This window comes from Psychrobium sp. nBUS_13 (assembly GCF_051201665.1).
In the GTDB taxonomy this organism is placed as follows: domain Bacteria; phylum Pseudomonadota; class Gammaproteobacteria; order Enterobacterales; family Psychrobiaceae; genus Psychrobium.
The window spans coordinates 3842452-3860310 of sequence record NZ_CP179210.1 but is presented as its reverse complement, the minus strand read 5'-3'; the positions used below and the strand labels follow the sequence as shown (position 1 = coordinate 3860310).

The window sequence follows — 17859 nt, the reverse complement described above, 5'->3', positions numbered from 1 at the left end:
AGGGATAAAGGAATAAAATTATGTATCAGGCTTTTTATGGCCTTAATGACGCGCCATTTACTATTGCGCCTAATCCCAAATATTTGTTTTTAAGCCAGCAACATCAGCAGGCTGTCACCCATTTACAATACTGTCTCAAAGAAGGTGGTGGTTTTGTGTTGCTTACTGGTGAGGTAGGTACGGGGAAAACAACTCTCGCAAGATCTTTGTTAAGTCAGTTAGATGAATCAACTGATATTGCGTCAATTCTTAACCCGTCACTGAGTGAGGTTGAATTACTTGCGACCTTATGTGATGAGTTAAAAATTAGCTATGCTCCAGAGCCAACACTTAAGCAGCTAACCGATTTATTGAGTGAGTTTTTACTCGCCAATCATCAGCAGGGTCGTAATACATTATTAGTCATTGATGAAGCACAGCATTTACGTGGTGAAGTATTAGAACAACTCCGTTTATTAACAAATCTCGAAACAGATCATAAGAAATTACTCCAAGTTGTACTCATTGGTCAGCCAGAATTACAACAACAATTAAAACAGAATCATTTACGACAACTGGCGCAACGAATTACTGCACGTTATCACTTACTTCCGTTAAATAATCTTGATGTTAGTGCTTACATCGCTCATCGATTAGCTATCGCAGGACGTGATAGCGCGTTGTTTAGTAAAGCGGCGTGTAATCGTGTCCATCAATTGAGCGGCGGTATTGCGCGTATTATTAATTTGATTTGTGATAAAGCGCTCCTTCAGGCCTATGGACAACAACTTACCGAAATTGGTCCTAAAACAATTAATGAAATCGCTGGCGATATTTTAGCGATTGATGTGCCCCTTAAAAATAACAGTGCTCCCGCATGGGCCATGCCGTCATTGGTTAGTGTGATTACCTTGATGTTAGGTTATGGCATCACAGCGTGGGCGTTAAATCAGCATCAAGAGCCAGCAGCTCAAACGGTTGCAAAAACAACACCATCGTTAGTTGAGATGAAAGCTGATAACAAGCAATTACGCGAAATTATGCAATCTGCGACTAATCAGTCAACGGCATTTTCTGCATTGATGGGGGCTTGGGGCACTGCTCATGGTGCTGGTAGTAATGGCTGTGTACAGGCTAAAAGCTACGGATTACGTTGTTTTGCGGCGAGTGGTTGGCAAGCATTATTGGAATATAATCATCCGGCGTTGGTGACTCTAAAAGATGATGGAAAATTGTATTTTGGTGTTGTGCTCAACGCTGATGATGAACAGGCCATAAAGATTCAATTTAATCGTTCACAATTAACTGTGACTAAAGCGTGGTTATTAGAGCGATTAACGGGAGAATTCACACTGTTATGGCAACCAAACTTTGAATATGAGCGTGCACTTAGCATTGGCCAGCGCGGTGCCGGTGTGAGTGAATTAGCGCAAATGCTTAATCAGTTGTATGCCGCTGGGAGTTATCCAAGTGATGTGTTTGATGAAGAGCTACGTCAAAAAGTAAAGCGTTTTCAACAAGATAATCAGCTGGCTGTTGATGGTATTGCGGGTGCTAAAACACTTGTAAGGCTGCAAAGTCTTACGGGTAAGAATTCGCTGCAGTTGCGAGGAATTAAGTAATGAATCAATCTTTAAATAGCTGGTGGTTGTTACCGCTTGCAACCCTCGCATGTGGCATTGGTTTAGCGGTAGTTTCACAGCAACCATCAAACGCAACGCAAGAACTAGTACAACGAGCGCCTGTTCAAATTGTTGAACAACAACCTGTCGCAGCGCCAATTACCGTAACGCAAGTTGCTTTACCACCGGCACCTGCGCCGTATCAGCCTAAATTGATCGCGAAATTAGATAACAATCGTGTTGTTGTCGAGAAAGCACAGACAGCAAAAGAACGTACGGCCAAATCTCAATCAGCAACTGAGAATACAGGTGCTGAATTAACGACAGCGCAATCAAAGTTGGCGCAACAATTTAGCCAAGTTATGCAGGATATGGCCAACGAGGAGCAAGAGCCTCCTCAAGGTGCAAAGTTACATGCGCAAGCGTTGACGTTATATCCGCAATGGTATCAAAATTTGGTACCGCCATTAGAATTTAGCTCCCATATCTATGCCAGTGATGCCAATGAACGTTGGGTGCGTGTCAATGAGCAAGTGGTTAAAGAAGGTGAACTCATTGATTCAAATATGCGCTTAGTGCGGGTTGAACCACAAGAAGTGATTATTGAAATGCAACAGCGCCAATTCACATTACCAGCACTTAGTAGCTGGTAAATCATTAAATCTAAGTTTTTAAACTACACTCTATCAACGAGCGCTTAATCGGTAAGCGCTTATTGCAAAGAAGGACCATTGAATATGGACGTTATTGATACGCCAGCATTACCCTCTGAAAATAATGAACCACTCTCGAGCTGAGCCATCAGCGCCTGCAGCTCCTCCGTACCGAAAAGTGCCTGTTGTATTTAGCGGCGACGGCAAAGAGTTTTTTGGTATTTGGATCGTTAATGTTTTATTGACCATAGTGACGCTTGGTATTTATTCGGCATGGGCTAAAGTGCGAACTCAACAGTATTTTTACGGTAATTTAAAAATCGAAGGGCATCCGTTTAGCTATCTTGCTCAGCCGCTACAAATTTTAAAGGGCCGTATTTTAGCGGTAATTTTGTTTGCTGCTTATTCTCTAACATCTCATTTTTATCCTCTATGGGGATTAGCCGTAATTGGTGTGCTGTTATTTTTATTTCCATGGATTTTGAATCAAAGTCTGCGTTTTAACCTACGCATGAGTAGTCATCGAAATGTTAGGTTCTCATTTAAAGGAACCTATGGTGAGGCCTTTGTTTACTTTATTTTATTGCCTATTGCTTCAGTATTTACCCTTTACTTAATGTTGCCATTTGCCTTTAAAAAGATGGATGAATACGTGTACAACAACATTAGCTATGGTGACAAACCACTTAAATCTGAGCTTCGAGGCGGCGAATATTATGAAACATCACTTTGGGTATTGTTAGTTGGTATCGGATTTATGTTTGGCATGTTTGCAATCGCGTTGATTTTTGGAGCTACCAGTGCCTCAGGTGAAGTTGGAAGTAGTGAAGGAATGGCTTCGTTAATGATGATTGCGATGGGTGTTTTTTACGTATTGCTTATTAGCGTTTCTACTGCAATTTATCGTGGGCGAATTCGTAACCACATTTTAAATAACAGCGAATTTGATGGTTTAGTTCAGACGCGTTCAGACGTTAAAATTTGGCCATATACCAAGTTGATTTTAACCAACGTCGTGCTAATGATCGTCACTGTCGGTTTTGCTTATCCGTGGATTAAAGTTCGTACGACGCGATTTCTCGCTCAAGCGACTATGGTGCTTATTGATAATGAAGCGGATGGAGCTGTTGATAAAATGCAAGAATCGCAGTCAGCCTTTGGTGAAGAGGCTGCAGACGTATTTGATATGGACATCGCGCTAACCTAATGCAATCACTTACTGGAAATTACTACTTTCCTAAAAGTAGTGAATCAAAACAGGCAACGGTATCTGTAGTCTCAGATACCGTGAGCGTTCATTATGATGGCGAGTGTGCTTTTGTTATTGCTAAAGAAGCAATGAAATTGAGCTCATCGATACCTGGTGTTGCCACTGAAATTGATTTTGAAGACGGCGGGCGTTTTATTGCGAGTGATGCCAAGCAACGGCTTGCAATTTCAAGCGCTCGTTTAGAAGGCTTTGAAAACAACAAGCCTCTGATCTTTGCATCCGTCTTTTTAGTGCCATTTTGTATGTGGTTTATTTTAGCAGTCGGTATGCCTTACATCGCCAATAAGTCGGTAGCACTAGTTCCACAATCTGTTTCTAATCAGATGGGGGAGCAATCGTTTGACGTAATTCATGAATTGTTTTTATCCCCAAGTGAACTGCCTCAGGCAACTCAGGATAAGGTGATTGCACAGTGGAACGATGCTGTAACGACTTTAGGTTTGCCTAAGAATCAATATAATTTGTTTGTTTATAAAAGCGATTACTTTGGCCCAAATGCATTTGCTTTGCCTAATGGTACGGTCGTCATCACTGATGCACTGATTGAGAAATTAGAAGATAAACCAGATGCAATCTTAGCGGTTTTACTTCATGAAATTGGTCATGTTGAGCGTCAGCATAGTTTACGCCTTGTGGCTCAGTCGGTAAGTAACACCTTGGCAATTGCGGTTATTTTTGGTGATGTTGAATCGTTAGGGGAAGTCATACTAGGTACGGGCTCAGCACTAGTCATGAATGCTTTTTCCCGTGAAATGGAAAGTGAAGCTGATGATTATGCACTTGAAAAACTTGTTACGTTAGGTAAGTCGCCTACGGCTTTTAGTGATGCAATGGAAGTATTTTTATCATTAAAGTCACAACATGAAGAATCTGATTTATTACAATATTTATCGACGCATCCTGAGGTTAAAGACCGCATTAAAAAAGCACAGGAATATGGGCTGTTTACTGAAGAAAAGTAGCATTTAGTTACAAATAGTTTGAGCTTTAACAATGAATGTTGGGAACTAATTTTTCTCGATTGGTTCCTAACCAAAGCGTGGAAAAATTAAGGGAAAACAATGAATAAATTGAAAAAGTTAATTAAAGAAAATCGTGGTTTTATACTATTTATTCTTTTGATGAGTATTTTTAGAAGTGCGGTTGCCGATTATAACAGTGTGCCGACAGGCTCTATGTTGCCAACTATTATCCCTGGAGATCAAATTGGTATCGACAAAATGGCTTACGACATCAATGTGCCATTTATTCATCGTTCAATCGTCCGTTTAGCCGAACCAAAACGCGGCGAAATCGTCGTTTTTGAATCAGCTGCTGCTGATATGCGTATGGTGAAGCGTGTTATAGGTGAACCTGGTGATGTAATCGCAATGGTAGATAACCAGCTTGTCATTAATGGTGATGTTGTTAACTATGAAACACAACAAGCAACAATCTTTGAGCATTTACCTAATCAATCCCATGATATTCAAGTGGTGGGATATAGTGATATTACGTCATTTGGCCCTGTTACTGTACCACAAGGACACTACTTAGTACTTGGTGATAATCGCAATAATAGCTCCGATTCAAGAGTTTATGGTTTTATACCTCGCGATGAAATTATCGGTCGTGCTACACGCGTTGTTTTATCGTTTAATTACGATAACTACTACAAACCTCGCGGCGATCGTTTGTGGAAACCACTCATTTAATTAGCTTATTTGATCCAATTAGGCAGAGTTATGTAAATCTTTGTATAAGTACTTGCCACTAATATCAAGATAGCTATAATGCATCCCTTAATGATAATTATTACTATTTAGAAGGTTGTTATGAAATCGATGATCGCAATGGCTGTTGGCGTGATGTTAGTAGCTGGTTCATTCGTGGCATACGCTGCAGACGAAGTTAATATTTACTCTTACCGTCAATCATTCTTAATTGACCCTGTAGTAGAAAAGTTTGAAAAAGACACTGGCATCAATGTAAACGTTGTTTTCGCCAAGAAAGGCTTAGCTGAACGTTTAAAGCGTGAGGGTAAGTTAACCAAAGCTGATTTAGTGTTAACGACTGACATTAGTCGTTTAATGGAATTAAAAGATAAAGGCTTAGTGGCTGCCGTTGATAGCGGTGTTATCGAAAGCAATGTTCCTGCTCATTTACGTGATCCTGAAGATCAATGGTTTGCATTAACAACTCGTGTACGTAATGTTTACGCGTCTAAAGAGCGCTTTGGCAATAAAGCGATTAGCTATGAAGATTTAGCAAACCCTGAATTTAAAGGAAAAATTTGTACTCGCAGTGGTAAGCACCCTTACACAGTTGCATTGGTATCATCGATGATTGCTCATCATGGTGAAGCTGACACTAAAGAGTGGCTAACGAAAGTTAAAGAAAACTTGGCTCGTAAGCCTCAAGGTAATGATCGTGGTCAAATTAAAGCGATTGCTGCTGGTCAATGTGATGTATCGCTAGGTAACAGTTACTACTTTGGTAAAATGGTGTCAGATCCAAAGCAAAAGCCTACCGCTGACAATGTTCACATTTTATTCCCTAATCAAGACAAGCGCGGTGCTCACATTAATGTTAGTGGCATGGCACTAACTAAATACGCGCCAAATAAGGCGGCTGCTATTAAGCTAATGGAGTATTTAACTGGCGATTTAGCACAAGGTATCTACGCGCAAGTTAATATGGAATATCCAGTAAAAGTTGGCGTTAAGAAATCAGAATTAGTTGCTTCATGGGGTGATTTTAAAGCAGACAATTTGGCAATGAGTGATGTTGCTAAATACCGCCCGACAGCACTGAAGTTATTAGACCAAGTTAAATTCGATTTATAAGCGTTAGCGGCTGCTCTTAGAATGTTATAAGATAGGCGCAGCCAAATTCAAAGTGATGATTATCCTTTGATAAATTGAATGTTATAAGAGAGTTATGTTGATAGTACTCAATAAGAAATGGCCAGCGTTTAGCTGGCTTTTATCGTTTTTACTCTTTCTTCCTTTGTTAGCCATTATTTGGCAATCTTTCGGTGATGACAACAACGTCTTTGCTGAGTTATGGCAAAGTGTGTTACCTGATTACATGCTTAATACGCTGCTGGTCGTGGTTAGTGTTGGCGTTCTCTCGATGTTTATTGGTGTACCTATTGCGTGGTTGGTAGCGATGTGCCAATTCCCAATGCGTAAATTATTTGTGTGGGCAATGCTGTTGCCGCTGGCCATGCCATCTTATGTAGTCGCCTTTGTCTATACCGATTTACTCGAATACGCAGGCCCAATTCAATCGGGACTACGGGAGTTATTTGGCTGGAAAACAGCGCAGGACTATAGTTTCTTTGATGTGCGAACGTGGTTTGGTGCATCTGTGATGTTGGCATTAGTACTTTATCCCTATGTTTATTTGTTAGCGCGAACAGCATTTCTAGAACAATCTCAGTCATTGACTCAGTCAGCCCGTTTGTTGGGTGCGGATGCATGGCAAAGCTTTTGGCGCGTATCTTTGCCGTTAGCACGCCCAGCGATTGCTGTTGCCGTTGCATTGGTGGCGATGGAGTCATTAGCTGATTTTGCCGTTGTTAATTATTTTGCGGTACCGACGTTAACGACTGCGGTTTATGACACCTGGTTAGGTTACGGCAGTCTTGCGGCTGCTGCGCGTTTATCGGCATTAATGCTAGCGGTGCTCTTTGTGTTGATTGCTTTAGAGCGAGTAGGGCGCGCAAAGCAGCGTCATTATCAACGGGCGGATTCTCGGGACCCTGTTATTCGTCATCAATTAACGGGCGCTAAAAAGTGGCTGGCTAGCGCATTGTGTTTAGTTGTATTTATGGCTGGATTTGGCGTGCCATTTATTTCACTGATTAATATGGCCATCGATTACTTTGATGTGTCGTGGAATCAAGAATTTTTGGATTACAGTATCAATAGTCTGTTGTTAGCAATGACTGTGTCATTAGTGTGTTTGTTTATCGCTATTGTTCTTGGGTATTTCAAACGCTTATCTAGCAGTAAATACGCTGATATCGCACCTAAACTGGCAAGCACAGGATATGCGTTACCTGGCACTGTACTGGCTATTGGGGTCATTATTCCATTAACGTTATTTGATCATAGCCTCAATGAGTTTTTAGACTCACTTGGTATGGCAGGACCGGGGTTATTGTTGTCAGGAACAGTGTTTGCAATTGCCGCAGGTTATACGGTTCGTTTTTGTGCCATTGCAATTGGCACTGTTGAGTCGAGTTTTAATAAAATTTCACCATCGATTGATATGGTGACGCTAACCTTAGGTCGTTCGCCACTTGGCATGTTGTTTAAAGTGCATTTACCCTTGATTAAAAAAGGTTGCTTTGCGGCGTTGTTATTAGTGTTTATCGAATCAATGAAAGAGTTACCAGCCGCGTTATTGTTACGGCCGTTTAATTACGAAACCTTGGCAACCTATGTGTATCAATTTGTCTCAGATGAGCAATTAGAGCATGGCGCATTAGCGGCCATTGTTATTGTCTTGGTTGGGCTTATTCCATTAATTTTCTTAAATCGTTCGTTGGAGCAACAGCAGTAATATGACACAGCTCACTATTAGTAATTTATCGAGTCAGTATGATGATAAAGCCGTTATTACTGGATTGTCGTTAACCCTTGAACAAGACGATATTGTTGCGCTATTGGGGCCAAGTGGTTGCGGAAAAACAACACTGTTGCGTGCTATTGCAGGTTTACAACCGATTACTACAGGTGAAATTAAATTAGGTGACGTGGTGATGACCACACCGACGCAATCTTTGCCTAGCGAAAAGCGCAATATTGGCATGATATTTCAGGACTATGCGTTGTTTCCCCATTTGAATGTGGCGGACAATATTGCCTTTGGATTGCAAAAAATTGCGCAGTCGCAACAAGGTGACATAGTTCAAGAGATGCTACGTTTAGTTAAACTGCAGGGATATGGTGATCGCTTTCCTCATGAATTGTCCGGTGGTCAACAACAGCGTGTTGCTATTGCTCGCGCGCTTGCTTATAAACCGCAATTAATGCTGCTTGATGAACCGTTCTCTAATATTGATAGCCAATCGCGTGGCGAAATTATGCAAGAGATGCGTCAAATCCTTAAAGCACAAGGGGTGCCTGCGGTATTTGTGACTCATAGTAAGGATGAAGCCTTTGCTTTTGCCGATAAAATTGCCATCTTTAGTGAAGGAAAAATTGAGCAAATTGATCAAGGTAGTGTACTCTATGCTGAACCTAGTTCTCCCTATGTTGCTAATTTTATGGGAAAAACTAACTACCTAACGATTGATAGTGTATCTGATAAAGGCTTGGAAACGGCGCTTGGGACTATTCCGGTGGATGCTGACCCATTAATCGATTCACACAATGTTGTCATGCTACGTCCTGAACAACTTGTGATTGATGAGCACTCTTCATGCAAGTTTACAGTCGTGCAATCGGTATTTGCCGGTAGTCATTGGATTTATAACGTTAGCGGGGTCGCTGATCAAGAGGTGATTGTTGAGGTTCATTCTCACGCTATGCTTGAATTAGAACAGGTGATAGGTTTAACAGTGCTACCTCACAAGTCGGTGACGTTTAATATTAACAAGTAATTGGAGTAATGATGGCAAGAGAACAATCAGGAATTTGTGCCGAAGGAAATTTACATAGTCAATATTTGTTATTTAGTTGCAGTGAAGGCATGGAACCCGCAATTCGCAGTCAGCTAGCTGAAATTAGTCATTATCTAGAAGAAAAAGCAGATGAATATAGCGACGTAGCTTTTTCAGGGTTTATTGGTATTGGTGCGAATTATTGGGAGAATTTATACCCCAAAGCGAAGCCTAAATTACTGCGACCTTTTCCGTCTTTGAGCCAAGATGACCGTCACGCGCCTGCCTTTCCGTTAGATCTATTCATTCAAATCCGCTGTGATCGCAGCGATATTAATCATTTAGTAAGTCACGAAATTTGTTTAATGCTAGAAGATCTTGCCAGCTTGGTTGAAGAAGTTCGCGGCTTTAGGTATTTAGATAGCCGAGATTTAACAGGGTTTGTTGATGGCACTGAGAATCCCAAAGGACTACACCGACAAGAAGTTGCGTTAGTGTCTATTGAAGATAATGAGTTTCGCGGCGGAAGCTATATTCACATTCAGCGATATGTCCATGATTTGACTCAGTGGGATAAGTTAAAAGTTAAATCCCAAGAAGATATTATTGGACGCACTAAGCAAGATAATCATGAGTATTCATCGTTTAACAAGCCTAAAACATCACATATCAGGCGAACTGCTCTAAAAGATGATGCAGGAAATTCGGTTGAGATTTTAAGGCAGTCAATGCCTTATGGCGATATGAAAGAGCAAGGGCTGTTCTTTATCTCATGCTGTAAAACGCCGCTCAACTTTGAGCTAATGCTGCGTAGTATGATTGTCGGTGATAATAAAGGTCACCATGATCATTTACTCAAGTATACACAGGCAGTTACTGGCGCAGCATTCTTTGCACCTGCAATGAGTTACTTTGCAGCAAATAGTTAACGATGAATTGAGTTTTAGCATAAAAAAGAGAAGCCAAGGCTTCTCTTTTTGCTGGTGGGTACAAAACTTATAAGCTTACGTTAAAAATCTCTTTAATCGTGGCTAAGGTTTTTTGAATTTCGCTAACCTGCGCTGGCGCGATGAAGATAGTGTCATCACCAGCTATCGTACCTAAAATCCCTTCCGCCTTACCTATTGAATCAAGTAAACGGGCGATTAGTTGCGCTGCGCCTGGACTGGTACGAATAACAATCATTGAGTCGTTGTGGTCAAGATCGATAACGAGGTTTTTAAGTGGGCTACTAGTATTTGGTACCCCCATTTCAGCGGGCAAGCAATACACCATTTCTTGTTTGGCATTGCGGGTGCGAACTGCACCAAATTTGCTCAGCATGCGTGATACTTTCGATTGGTTAATATTTTCGAAACCAAGATCTTGCAATGCTTGAACAATATCACCCTGAGATCCAAAACATTCTTCCTTAAGTAAGGCCTTGAATGCTTTGACGAGTTGGTCTTGTTTCTGAGAAGGTCTCATTTTGTTCCATTATTGTTGTTATTCTTAGAAATGATATGCATATTCGATGCATAAAAAATTAGTTATATTCAATAACTATTTACATTATTGCATAAACCAATGACCATTAACCATAAATTTTTTTCGATGTAAGTATTTATTTCCGATTTTCTTGATTTTCGTGTAAATAGCCACCGTCAAAGGCTAGAGATGGCTTTGGCTTGTGAAAAAACTAGGTTATACTTCGTGCGAATTTTAAGGTTGCGCTGCTTTAGTCGCATGGTTTTTATCATTCACTTTATCTAAAGTATGACGCTAAATTTTAATCAGTGATTTAAGTAAGAATTGAAAATAATCTCTAAGGGAGAAAGTTATGAAAGTTGCAGTATTAGGCGCTGCTGGCGGTATCGGCCAAGCACTAGGTTTATTATTAAAAACTCAATTACCTGCGGGCAGCGAGCTATCTTTATATGATATCGCTCCAGTAACTCCAGGTGTTGCTGCTGATCTTAGCCACATCCCAACTGATGTTAAAGTAACTGGTTTCGCTGGTGAAGATTCAACACCTGCACTTGAAGGTGCTGACGTTGTTCTTATCTCTGCTGGTGTTGCTCGTAAGCCTGGTATGGATCGTTCAGATCTTTTCAACATCAATGCTGGTATCGTTAAAAACTTAATCGGCGCTTGTGCTGATACATGTCCAAAAGCATTAATCGGTGTTATCACTAACCCAGTAAACACAACTGTTGCTATCGCTGCTGAAGTATTAAAAGCGAAAGGTGTTTATGATCCAGCTCGTTTATTCGGTGTTACTACACTTGATGTTATCCGTGCTAATACGTTCGTTGGTGAAGCGAAAGGTGTTAATCCTGCGGACGTAAACGTTCCAGTTATCGGTGGTCACTCTGGCGTTACTATCTTGCCATTACTATCTCAATCTGGTCACGATTTCTCGGAAGAAGAAATTGCTGCATTAACAACTCGTATCCAAAATGCTGGTACTGAAGTTGTTGAAGCTAAAGCGGGTGGCGGTAGTGCGACATTATCAATGGGTCAAGCAGCTGCACGCTTTGGTCTATCTCTTGTTGCTGCACTTAACGGCGAAGAAAACGTTGTTGAATGTACTTACGTTGAAGGGCCAGGTGAAAAAGCGCGCTTCTTCGCACAGCCAGTATTACTTGGCAAAAACGGCGTAGAAAAAGTATTAAGCTACGGCGAAGTTTCAGCATTTGAAGCTAACGCTTTAGAAAGCGCTTTAGAGACACTTAAAGGTGATATCACTTTAGGTGAAGAGTTCGTTAACGCTTAATCGTTAGTTACTCTTTCTTTTAAAAGGCTGCTTCCTTGCGGAAGCAGCCTTTTTTTATGGTTCATAAACTTGATTTAAACCATCGTCAGCGCTTATCATGAAACCCTCAGTTATTTTTTGGTACAATCGCAGGAAGCTTCCATGAAATTTTCTAAAGCTTTTACCTTAATAGAGCTAATTATGGTGATTTTAATTATCAGCATATTGGCCATTACTATTGTGCCTAAATTTTTTGGTGCATCTGATATCGCTCATTTTGCAGTGCGGGATCAGTTGATTTCTCAATTGCGCTTATCTCAGCTCAAAGCAATGAATCAGTTAGATATTTGTAATCAGGTAAAAATTACTGATGAATATGCGGTAATTGAGAATAACACTGGAGCTTCGTGTGGCACTGAAGCTGATAGTGATTCCCGAGTTATTCTTGAAGATGTATCTATAAAGTTGGCTAGCGGCTCTACACCTAACCCCTTGGTCATTAAGTTTGACCCCAATGGGATAAGCAACTGTGTTTGTACTCTCAATATTATTGGCACTGAAACGGTACAAGTTAAAATAGAAAGTCAGGGGTATATTCATGCACTTTAAAACCGCGCAAAAAGGTTTTACCCTCATCGAGCTGGTTATTGGTATTGTTGTATTTTCTATTGCGATGACCATGGTTTTTTCGGTAATTATTCCTCGCTCACAAGACAGTGTAGATCCTATTTATCAGGTACGTGCTGCGAAATTAGCCAGCGCCTTACTTGATGAGATTGGCGGTAAGGCGTTTGATGAAAATTCGAATACCACGCTTGGTTTACGCCGTTGTGATGAAAATTCAAACCCTTGTAGCACGACACTAGGAGCAGACGGTGCTGAAACCCGAGACCGCTTTAATGATGTTGATGACTATCACGGTATTGAAATTGATGGCTTATTGCTAAATCACGCCACGCAGAGCTATCAAGACTTATATAAAAATTATGAGTTGGCCGTTAGTGTTATTTATGACGGCGATTATAACGGTGTGGCTGACTCATCAAGAAAGGCCAAGCTAATAACGATTACAGTGACTATGCCAAATCAAGAAAGTGTGTCCTTTGCCACGTATCGGAGTAATTACTGATGAAACGTAGTCATGGCGGTTTCACATTGATCGAATTGATATTGGTAATATTGGTCTTAGCCATTGTTAGTACGAGTATTACCTCGTTTGTTCAACATGGTATTGGTATTTATCAAGACACGGCGGGACGTGACAAGCAAATAAGCGATAGCCGCTTTGTGATTGAGCGGATCACAAGTGAAATAAGAGAAGCTTTGCCCAATAGCGTGCGGGTCACGGCCGATGGGCAGTGTGTTGAATTTATCCCTATTTTAGACAGCTCTAGTTACGTTGATATACCTGTGTTGCCTGATGGCGCTAGCAATACGGTGACAGTGGTAGTAAGCGATCGAAATGTGACCGATAACGCGGCAAAAATAGTGGTGTATCCTTCGACGACGGCCGATGTTTATGCGGCTAGTAATGCGCTCTCTGGTGTGGTGTTTGATGTTGCTTCTTACGGCACTGTTACTGCCAACGTAAGGGATATTACGTTGGATAACACGGTGTTATTTAATGATGATTCACCTACCGCGCGTTATTTTATTATTAAAGACAGTGTGGCTTATTGTCAGGGGGGCGATAACACCATTAAACGCTATCAAGGCCATGCGTTAACACCCATTCAAGCATCGCCACCTAGTGGCGTTGGAGTAATGGGAATATTAATGGCAGAGCGTCAAACTAACTCGGCACCCTTTACCTTATTATCTGCCACGTTGATGCGTAATGCTATGGTACAAATGGATTTTAGCTTTCAATACAGTGACGAAAGCTTACGCTTAATTAATGAGGTGCATATTACCAATGTTCCCTAACGTTAAAGACGATACATCGATTAAAAACCAACAAGGCAGCATGTTAGTCATTGCGCTGTTTGTGATTATTGTGTTGGCATTTTTAGCCTATGCGATGATCCAAATTACCGACAACAGTAGCCGTGGTAATGTGTATGAAGTGTATGGCGATCGGGCGCTTAATGCCGCGAACAGCGGCGCAGAACGTGCATTAAATGAAATATTAATGCCATCAGTGGCAGGTACTGAATCCTGTGCTTTAGTGTCTTCTGGCTATTTGTTGGGCGCCGGAGATGTTTTTAATGGCTGTAATATTATTATTTCGTGTAACGAGTTTTTAGTTACTGAAACGGGCTACACACATTTTCGTATTGAAAGTACAGCTAGTTGCAGCGCTGGAGATTTTTATACCCAGCGTAGCGTTGTCGTTGAAGCGAGAATTAATTAAATAATATGTTAACCATTGTTACCTACGATAGCTTTAAAAGGGCGCTAACATGAACATTAATACAGTAAGATTTTTGCTTTTGTTTATTTCATCGATGGCTATTGGTAGTTTGTGTCATGCTGATAGCCTATCATTGACTCGGATTATTACCGCTTATAACGCGGATGTGTGTGCTGTCGATGGGCATATTTTGAAGGCGCTAGATAGTCATGGCCAATTGATTACTAACTTTTCTGGAACAGTAAGCTTGACCAGTAGTGATAGTGAAGGAAGCTGGTCTGTTCGGCAAGGTGACGGGGTGTTAACCATGCCTGTTAACAATAATGGCGAAGCAACTTATAAATTCTCGCGTAGTGATAATGGTCAAGTTACTTTAGATTTCGTTCATAATACAACAGGTCATGTTACGCTAAAGGCTAGTGCTGGAGGTTTTTCTACAAGAAGTAGTAACGTAACATTTCAAGTGAATAACGCTACACCTTGGAAGCTTGAAGCTGGAGATATTAAATTAACTTCAAGTAATAGCCGTACTAAATTTCAATCGGTTCGCTTTAAGCAGAGCTATCCTTATCCTCCTATTGTATTGGTTATTCCCACAGCCCAAGATGAGAAGCCTGTTGATGTTAAAGTGAAAAATGTGACACGAACTGGCTTTGAAATTAGTACGGTTTCTTACAGACCCAATCAGACTATTAAGGCAATGGATCTTAAGTATGTCGCCGTGGAGCCGGGTATTCATGAATTTGCTGATGGTACAAAAGTTGAAGCTTGTGTGGTGCCAGTATCTACATATCATCGGGCAATGGATTCTTATACTTCGATGACGGCGATCGACTTTAAACAATCCTTTTTACTGGATCCAGTGGTTGTTAATAAATTACAATCGCTCAATAATACTAACGACAGAGACAATCATCGTTTTGTTAATCCATGGTTAACCGAATCCGCTCATGCTTTGAAGGAAAAAAACAGTATTAAACTGACTTTAGAGCGTGCTGGAGTATATGGAGAATCTAAAATAATGCCACTGCACTATAATGGTGACCCTATTATTACGCCCGAAATTTTTGGTTATGTAGCCATTGAACGGGGCGTGATTAATTTTTCAGACAACAGTAATAATAGTGTTGATTTTCAACGCTTGTTTACTGGAAATGTTGCTGGAGGTGGGAGAGGTAATGGCGGGTGGAGAACCGACTGGCGAACGAAGTTGAATTTGGCGCCATATAGCGAACCACCGACATGGGTGGGGAAAAAAGTGACGAGTATTGGTCCTGATGGCGGCTGGTTAGTTAGGCATAAGCTCTTCTCGAAGGGTATTCATCTGTCAGTGGATGAGGATGAATTTCACGATACAGAACGCAAGCATTGGAGAGAAAATATAGCGTTGTTTGTTTTTGACACTACATTTGATGCAACGATATTTCCACCCGTTGACCATTATCGTTTCGAAATACCAACAACAGGCTTAACCTGTGCTGCCAGTGATATTGTGTTAAAAGCCTGTAGCGATGCTGCGTGTTTAACACCGTCATCTTTAAGCTCATCATTGAGCTTATCTCCCGCAGGGTTGTGGAGTCAGGGAGCTGTGATTAGTGATAATATTACTTTTACGGGGTCTACACCAACACCGGGAGTTAATAGTCTCAAATTATCACAGCCAAATGCAGTAGCAACGACCATTTCGGCTAGTAATTTTAACCCTGCGCCATCGTCCTCCACACCAGTGCAGTGTTTTACTGGTGGCACAGCGGTGAGTTGTTCTGTGTTGTTTAAAGATACAGGTTTTTTATTTAGCAATATACCCCATCAAATATCCAATAAATCTTCTTTAATTGGGTTTAATGGGCAGCAACTAACGATTCAAGCCGTTGAAAAAAATACTACAACAGGGGCTTGCCAAGCTATTTTTCCAAGTGGTAATGACGTTAACCTTGAGCTTAAACTAAACTGCGCTAGTGGAAGTTGTAGTAACATCGCTATAACCACTGACAGCAGTGCAACATCAGCACAAGTGGGTTCTAGTTATAGTAATGTGCCGTTTAATTTTGCTTTTAATAACGTAATAAATAACAACGTTGCAAATTATGAACTCAATTACGCTAATGCAGGAGAGTTATCATTATCAGCTCAAAAAGTGGTGACACTAAATTCAGGAATGACAACAACGCTGGAAGGTACTTCTAATAATTTTGTTGTTAAGCCTTTTGGGTTTAAAGTGACAATTAATGATACTAAAGCCCTTGCGTCAAATGCTAATGGTACGGTATTTAAAAAAGCCGGAAAGAATTTTGACGTGGACGTTGAAGCAATAGGGTGGCAGTCAAATCAAGATGATAATGTAGATGGCATGATAGATGAGGATATTACAGACTTTAGCCAAAATCCGCCTGTCAAAGGTATGCCATTTGAAAATGTGAAATTATCACATGAGTTGGTATTACCAAATAGTGCTGGTGTTTCTGCTGGCAGTTTAGCACCGTCAATCCCTACAGCAATGATTACCGAAGATATGAACGTATCTAAGGCGCAATTAACAGCCAGTTGGAGTGAGGTGGGCATTATTGATTTAACAGTTTCCTTGAATGATGGTGTGTTTATTAATAATAGTGTCGGTGATGTAAAAGGATATTTGCATAATGTTGGCCGTTTTACGCCCCATCATTTTGAGGTCTCAGACATTGATGCTGGAGAGTTTGTTGGCACCACGCAATGCCTTAATCAAACCTTTATTGGTGAATTAACGGCGGGTGGTGAGGGGGCATTAAATTATGGAACCACTGCGCCATCCATGACCATTACCGCGAAAAATTCTGATGGTGTGACCACCGTAAATTATCGCGATCTATTTAAAAAATTCGATGTAACAAACATCGCTTTCGATAATTTACCCACTCAAGATAGCGTGAATGGCTTGGCGTTAACAGCTGTGCTTAATACGGGCACTGTAACAGGAGACAATGGTGTGTTTACTTATACCGCGTCAGCAGATGATCATTTTGTGTATACCAGAAATGCCGCTTCGAAAATTGCGCCGTTTTCAGCGAATGTGAGTTATACGGCATCAACACTAGCCGACGGGGATAAAGTAGGCTTAGAGCTAGGGTTTGCGTTACCTACTTTAAGCGCGACATCTGCTATAGTGCCGCAACATTTAATGCGCTACGGACGTGTGCAGCTAAATAACGCATTTGGACCAGAAAATGATGTGTTAGCGATGCCAATAGAACATCAATTTTTTGATGGGTCTAATTTTGTTGTAAATCCAAACATAGGGGCTGGGTGCGTGGTGCCTGTGTTGGTAAATACTAAGTTTACACTTCAACCTGCATCATTAGGAGATCTCGATCAGGCTGCAATGCCTAATGCGTCTGCTTGGGCTGCCGGCGATTCTAATTTATTAATTCCCCCGCCAAATACAGCTCAAGGATCAGTAGAATTTACATTAGATGTTCCAAGTTGGTTGAAGTTTGATTGGGATAATAACGTCGTAACGCCAGATACTGATCCAAAAGCAAAAGCAACCTTTGGTCGCTATCGCGGTAATGATCGAATTATCAATTGGCGAGAGCGTCGATAACATTTCTTGAAGCCCAAAAGTACCGTCATTATTATTCGATAATGACGGTTTTTTGTATTTGTTGCCGATATGTCA

The 17859-nt window shown here is 41.0% G+C and carries 16 protein-coding genes; 15 read left to right on the top strand and 1 reads right to left on the bottom strand.

What is annotated here, in order from left to right:
• Positions 1-20 precede the first annotated feature (20 nt).
• From ACMAZF_RS17875 to ACMAZF_RS17835, 9 genes are all read left to right on the top strand, one after another.
• A complete protein-coding gene (locus ACMAZF_RS17875; protein ID WP_435275076.1) occupies positions 21-1601 on the top strand; it encodes an ExeA family protein in 1581 nt (526 codons plus the stop codon).
• Complete coding sequence (locus ACMAZF_RS17870) at positions 1601-2254, top strand: general secretion pathway protein GspB (protein WP_435275075.1); 654 nt, start codon at positions 1601-1603, stop codon at positions 2252-2254. The genes ACMAZF_RS17875 and ACMAZF_RS17870 overlap by 1 nt, the downstream gene beginning before the upstream one ends.
• Positions 2255-2369: 115 nt before the next feature.
• Positions 2370-3461, top strand: coding sequence for a YjgN family protein (locus ACMAZF_RS17865; protein ID WP_435277280.1), 1092 nt, complete (start codon positions 2370-2372; stop codon positions 3459-3461).
• The gene (locus tag ACMAZF_RS17860) at positions 3461-4486 is read left to right on the top strand and encodes a M48 family metallopeptidase (protein WP_435275074.1); all 1026 of its coding nucleotides are present in this window, start codon (positions 3461-3463) and stop codon (positions 4484-4486) included. The genes ACMAZF_RS17865 and ACMAZF_RS17860 overlap by 1 nt, the downstream gene beginning before the upstream one ends.
• A 99-nt stretch (positions 4487-4585) precedes the next feature.
• A complete protein-coding gene (gene lepB / locus ACMAZF_RS17855; RefSeq protein WP_435275073.1) occupies positions 4586-5218 on the top strand; it encodes a signal peptidase I in 633 nt (210 codons plus the stop codon).
• A gap of 120 nt (positions 5219-5338) precedes the next feature.
• Positions 5339-6349 (top strand): Fe(3+) ABC transporter substrate-binding protein, encoded by a 1011-nt coding sequence (locus ACMAZF_RS17850; RefSeq protein WP_435275072.1) that lies wholly within the window; start codon positions 5339-5341, stop codon positions 6347-6349.
• Positions 6350-6443: 94 nt separating this feature from the next.
• Complete coding sequence (locus ACMAZF_RS17845; protein WP_435275071.1) at positions 6444-8075, top strand: ABC transporter permease; 1632 nt, start codon at positions 6444-6446, stop codon at positions 8073-8075.
• Between the two features lies 1 nt (position 8076).
• A complete protein-coding gene (locus tag ACMAZF_RS17840; RefSeq protein WP_435275070.1) occupies positions 8077-9117 on the top strand; it encodes an ABC transporter ATP-binding protein in 1041 nt (346 codons plus the stop codon).
• Positions 9118-9128: 11 nt separating this feature from the next.
• On the top strand, positions 9129-10046 hold the full coding sequence (locus ACMAZF_RS17835; protein WP_435277279.1) for a Dyp-type peroxidase: 918 nt from the start codon (positions 9129-9131) through the stop codon (positions 10044-10046).
• A gap of 67 nt (positions 10047-10113) precedes the next feature.
• Here ACMAZF_RS17835 and argR read toward each other — a convergent pair whose 3' ends face one another.
• Positions 10114-10584, bottom strand: coding sequence for a transcriptional regulator ArgR (argR, locus tag ACMAZF_RS17830; RefSeq protein WP_435275069.1), 471 nt, complete (start codon positions 10582-10584; stop codon positions 10114-10116).
• A 352-nt stretch (positions 10585-10936) separates the two neighbouring features.
• On the opposite strand from argR, the gene mdh reads away from it, so the two are divergent.
• The 6 genes from mdh to ACMAZF_RS17800 all read left to right on the top strand — a co-directional run bounded on the left by mdh (position 10937) and on the right by ACMAZF_RS17800 (position 17784).
• Entirely contained in the window at positions 10937-11872 is a 936-nt protein-coding gene (gene mdh / locus ACMAZF_RS17825) for a malate dehydrogenase (protein ID WP_435275068.1), read from the top strand.
• Between the two features lie 141 nt (positions 11873-12013).
• A complete protein-coding gene (locus ACMAZF_RS17820; protein ID WP_435275067.1) occupies positions 12014-12460 on the top strand; it encodes a type II secretion system protein in 447 nt (148 codons plus the stop codon).
• Positions 12450-12980, top strand: a complete 531-nt coding sequence (locus ACMAZF_RS17815; protein ID WP_435275066.1) for a type IV pilus modification PilV family protein — start codon at positions 12450-12452, stop codon at positions 12978-12980. The genes ACMAZF_RS17820 and ACMAZF_RS17815 overlap by 11 nt, the downstream gene beginning before the upstream one ends.
• Positions 12980-13777 (top strand): PilW family protein, encoded by a 798-nt coding sequence (locus tag ACMAZF_RS17810; protein WP_435275065.1) that lies wholly within the window; start codon positions 12980-12982, stop codon positions 13775-13777. Before ACMAZF_RS17815 ends, ACMAZF_RS17810 begins: the two co-directional genes overlap by 1 nt.
• A complete protein-coding gene (locus ACMAZF_RS17805; RefSeq protein ID WP_435275064.1) occupies positions 13767-14204 on the top strand; it encodes a pilus assembly PilX family protein in 438 nt (145 codons plus the stop codon). The genes ACMAZF_RS17810 and ACMAZF_RS17805 overlap by 11 nt, the downstream gene beginning before the upstream one ends.
• 49 nt (positions 14205-14253) lie before the next feature.
• Positions 14254-17784 (top strand): DUF6701 domain-containing protein, encoded by a 3531-nt coding sequence (locus ACMAZF_RS17800; RefSeq protein WP_435275063.1) that lies wholly within the window; start codon positions 14254-14256, stop codon positions 17782-17784.
• The last annotated feature ends 75 nt before the right edge of the window (positions 17785-17859 follow it).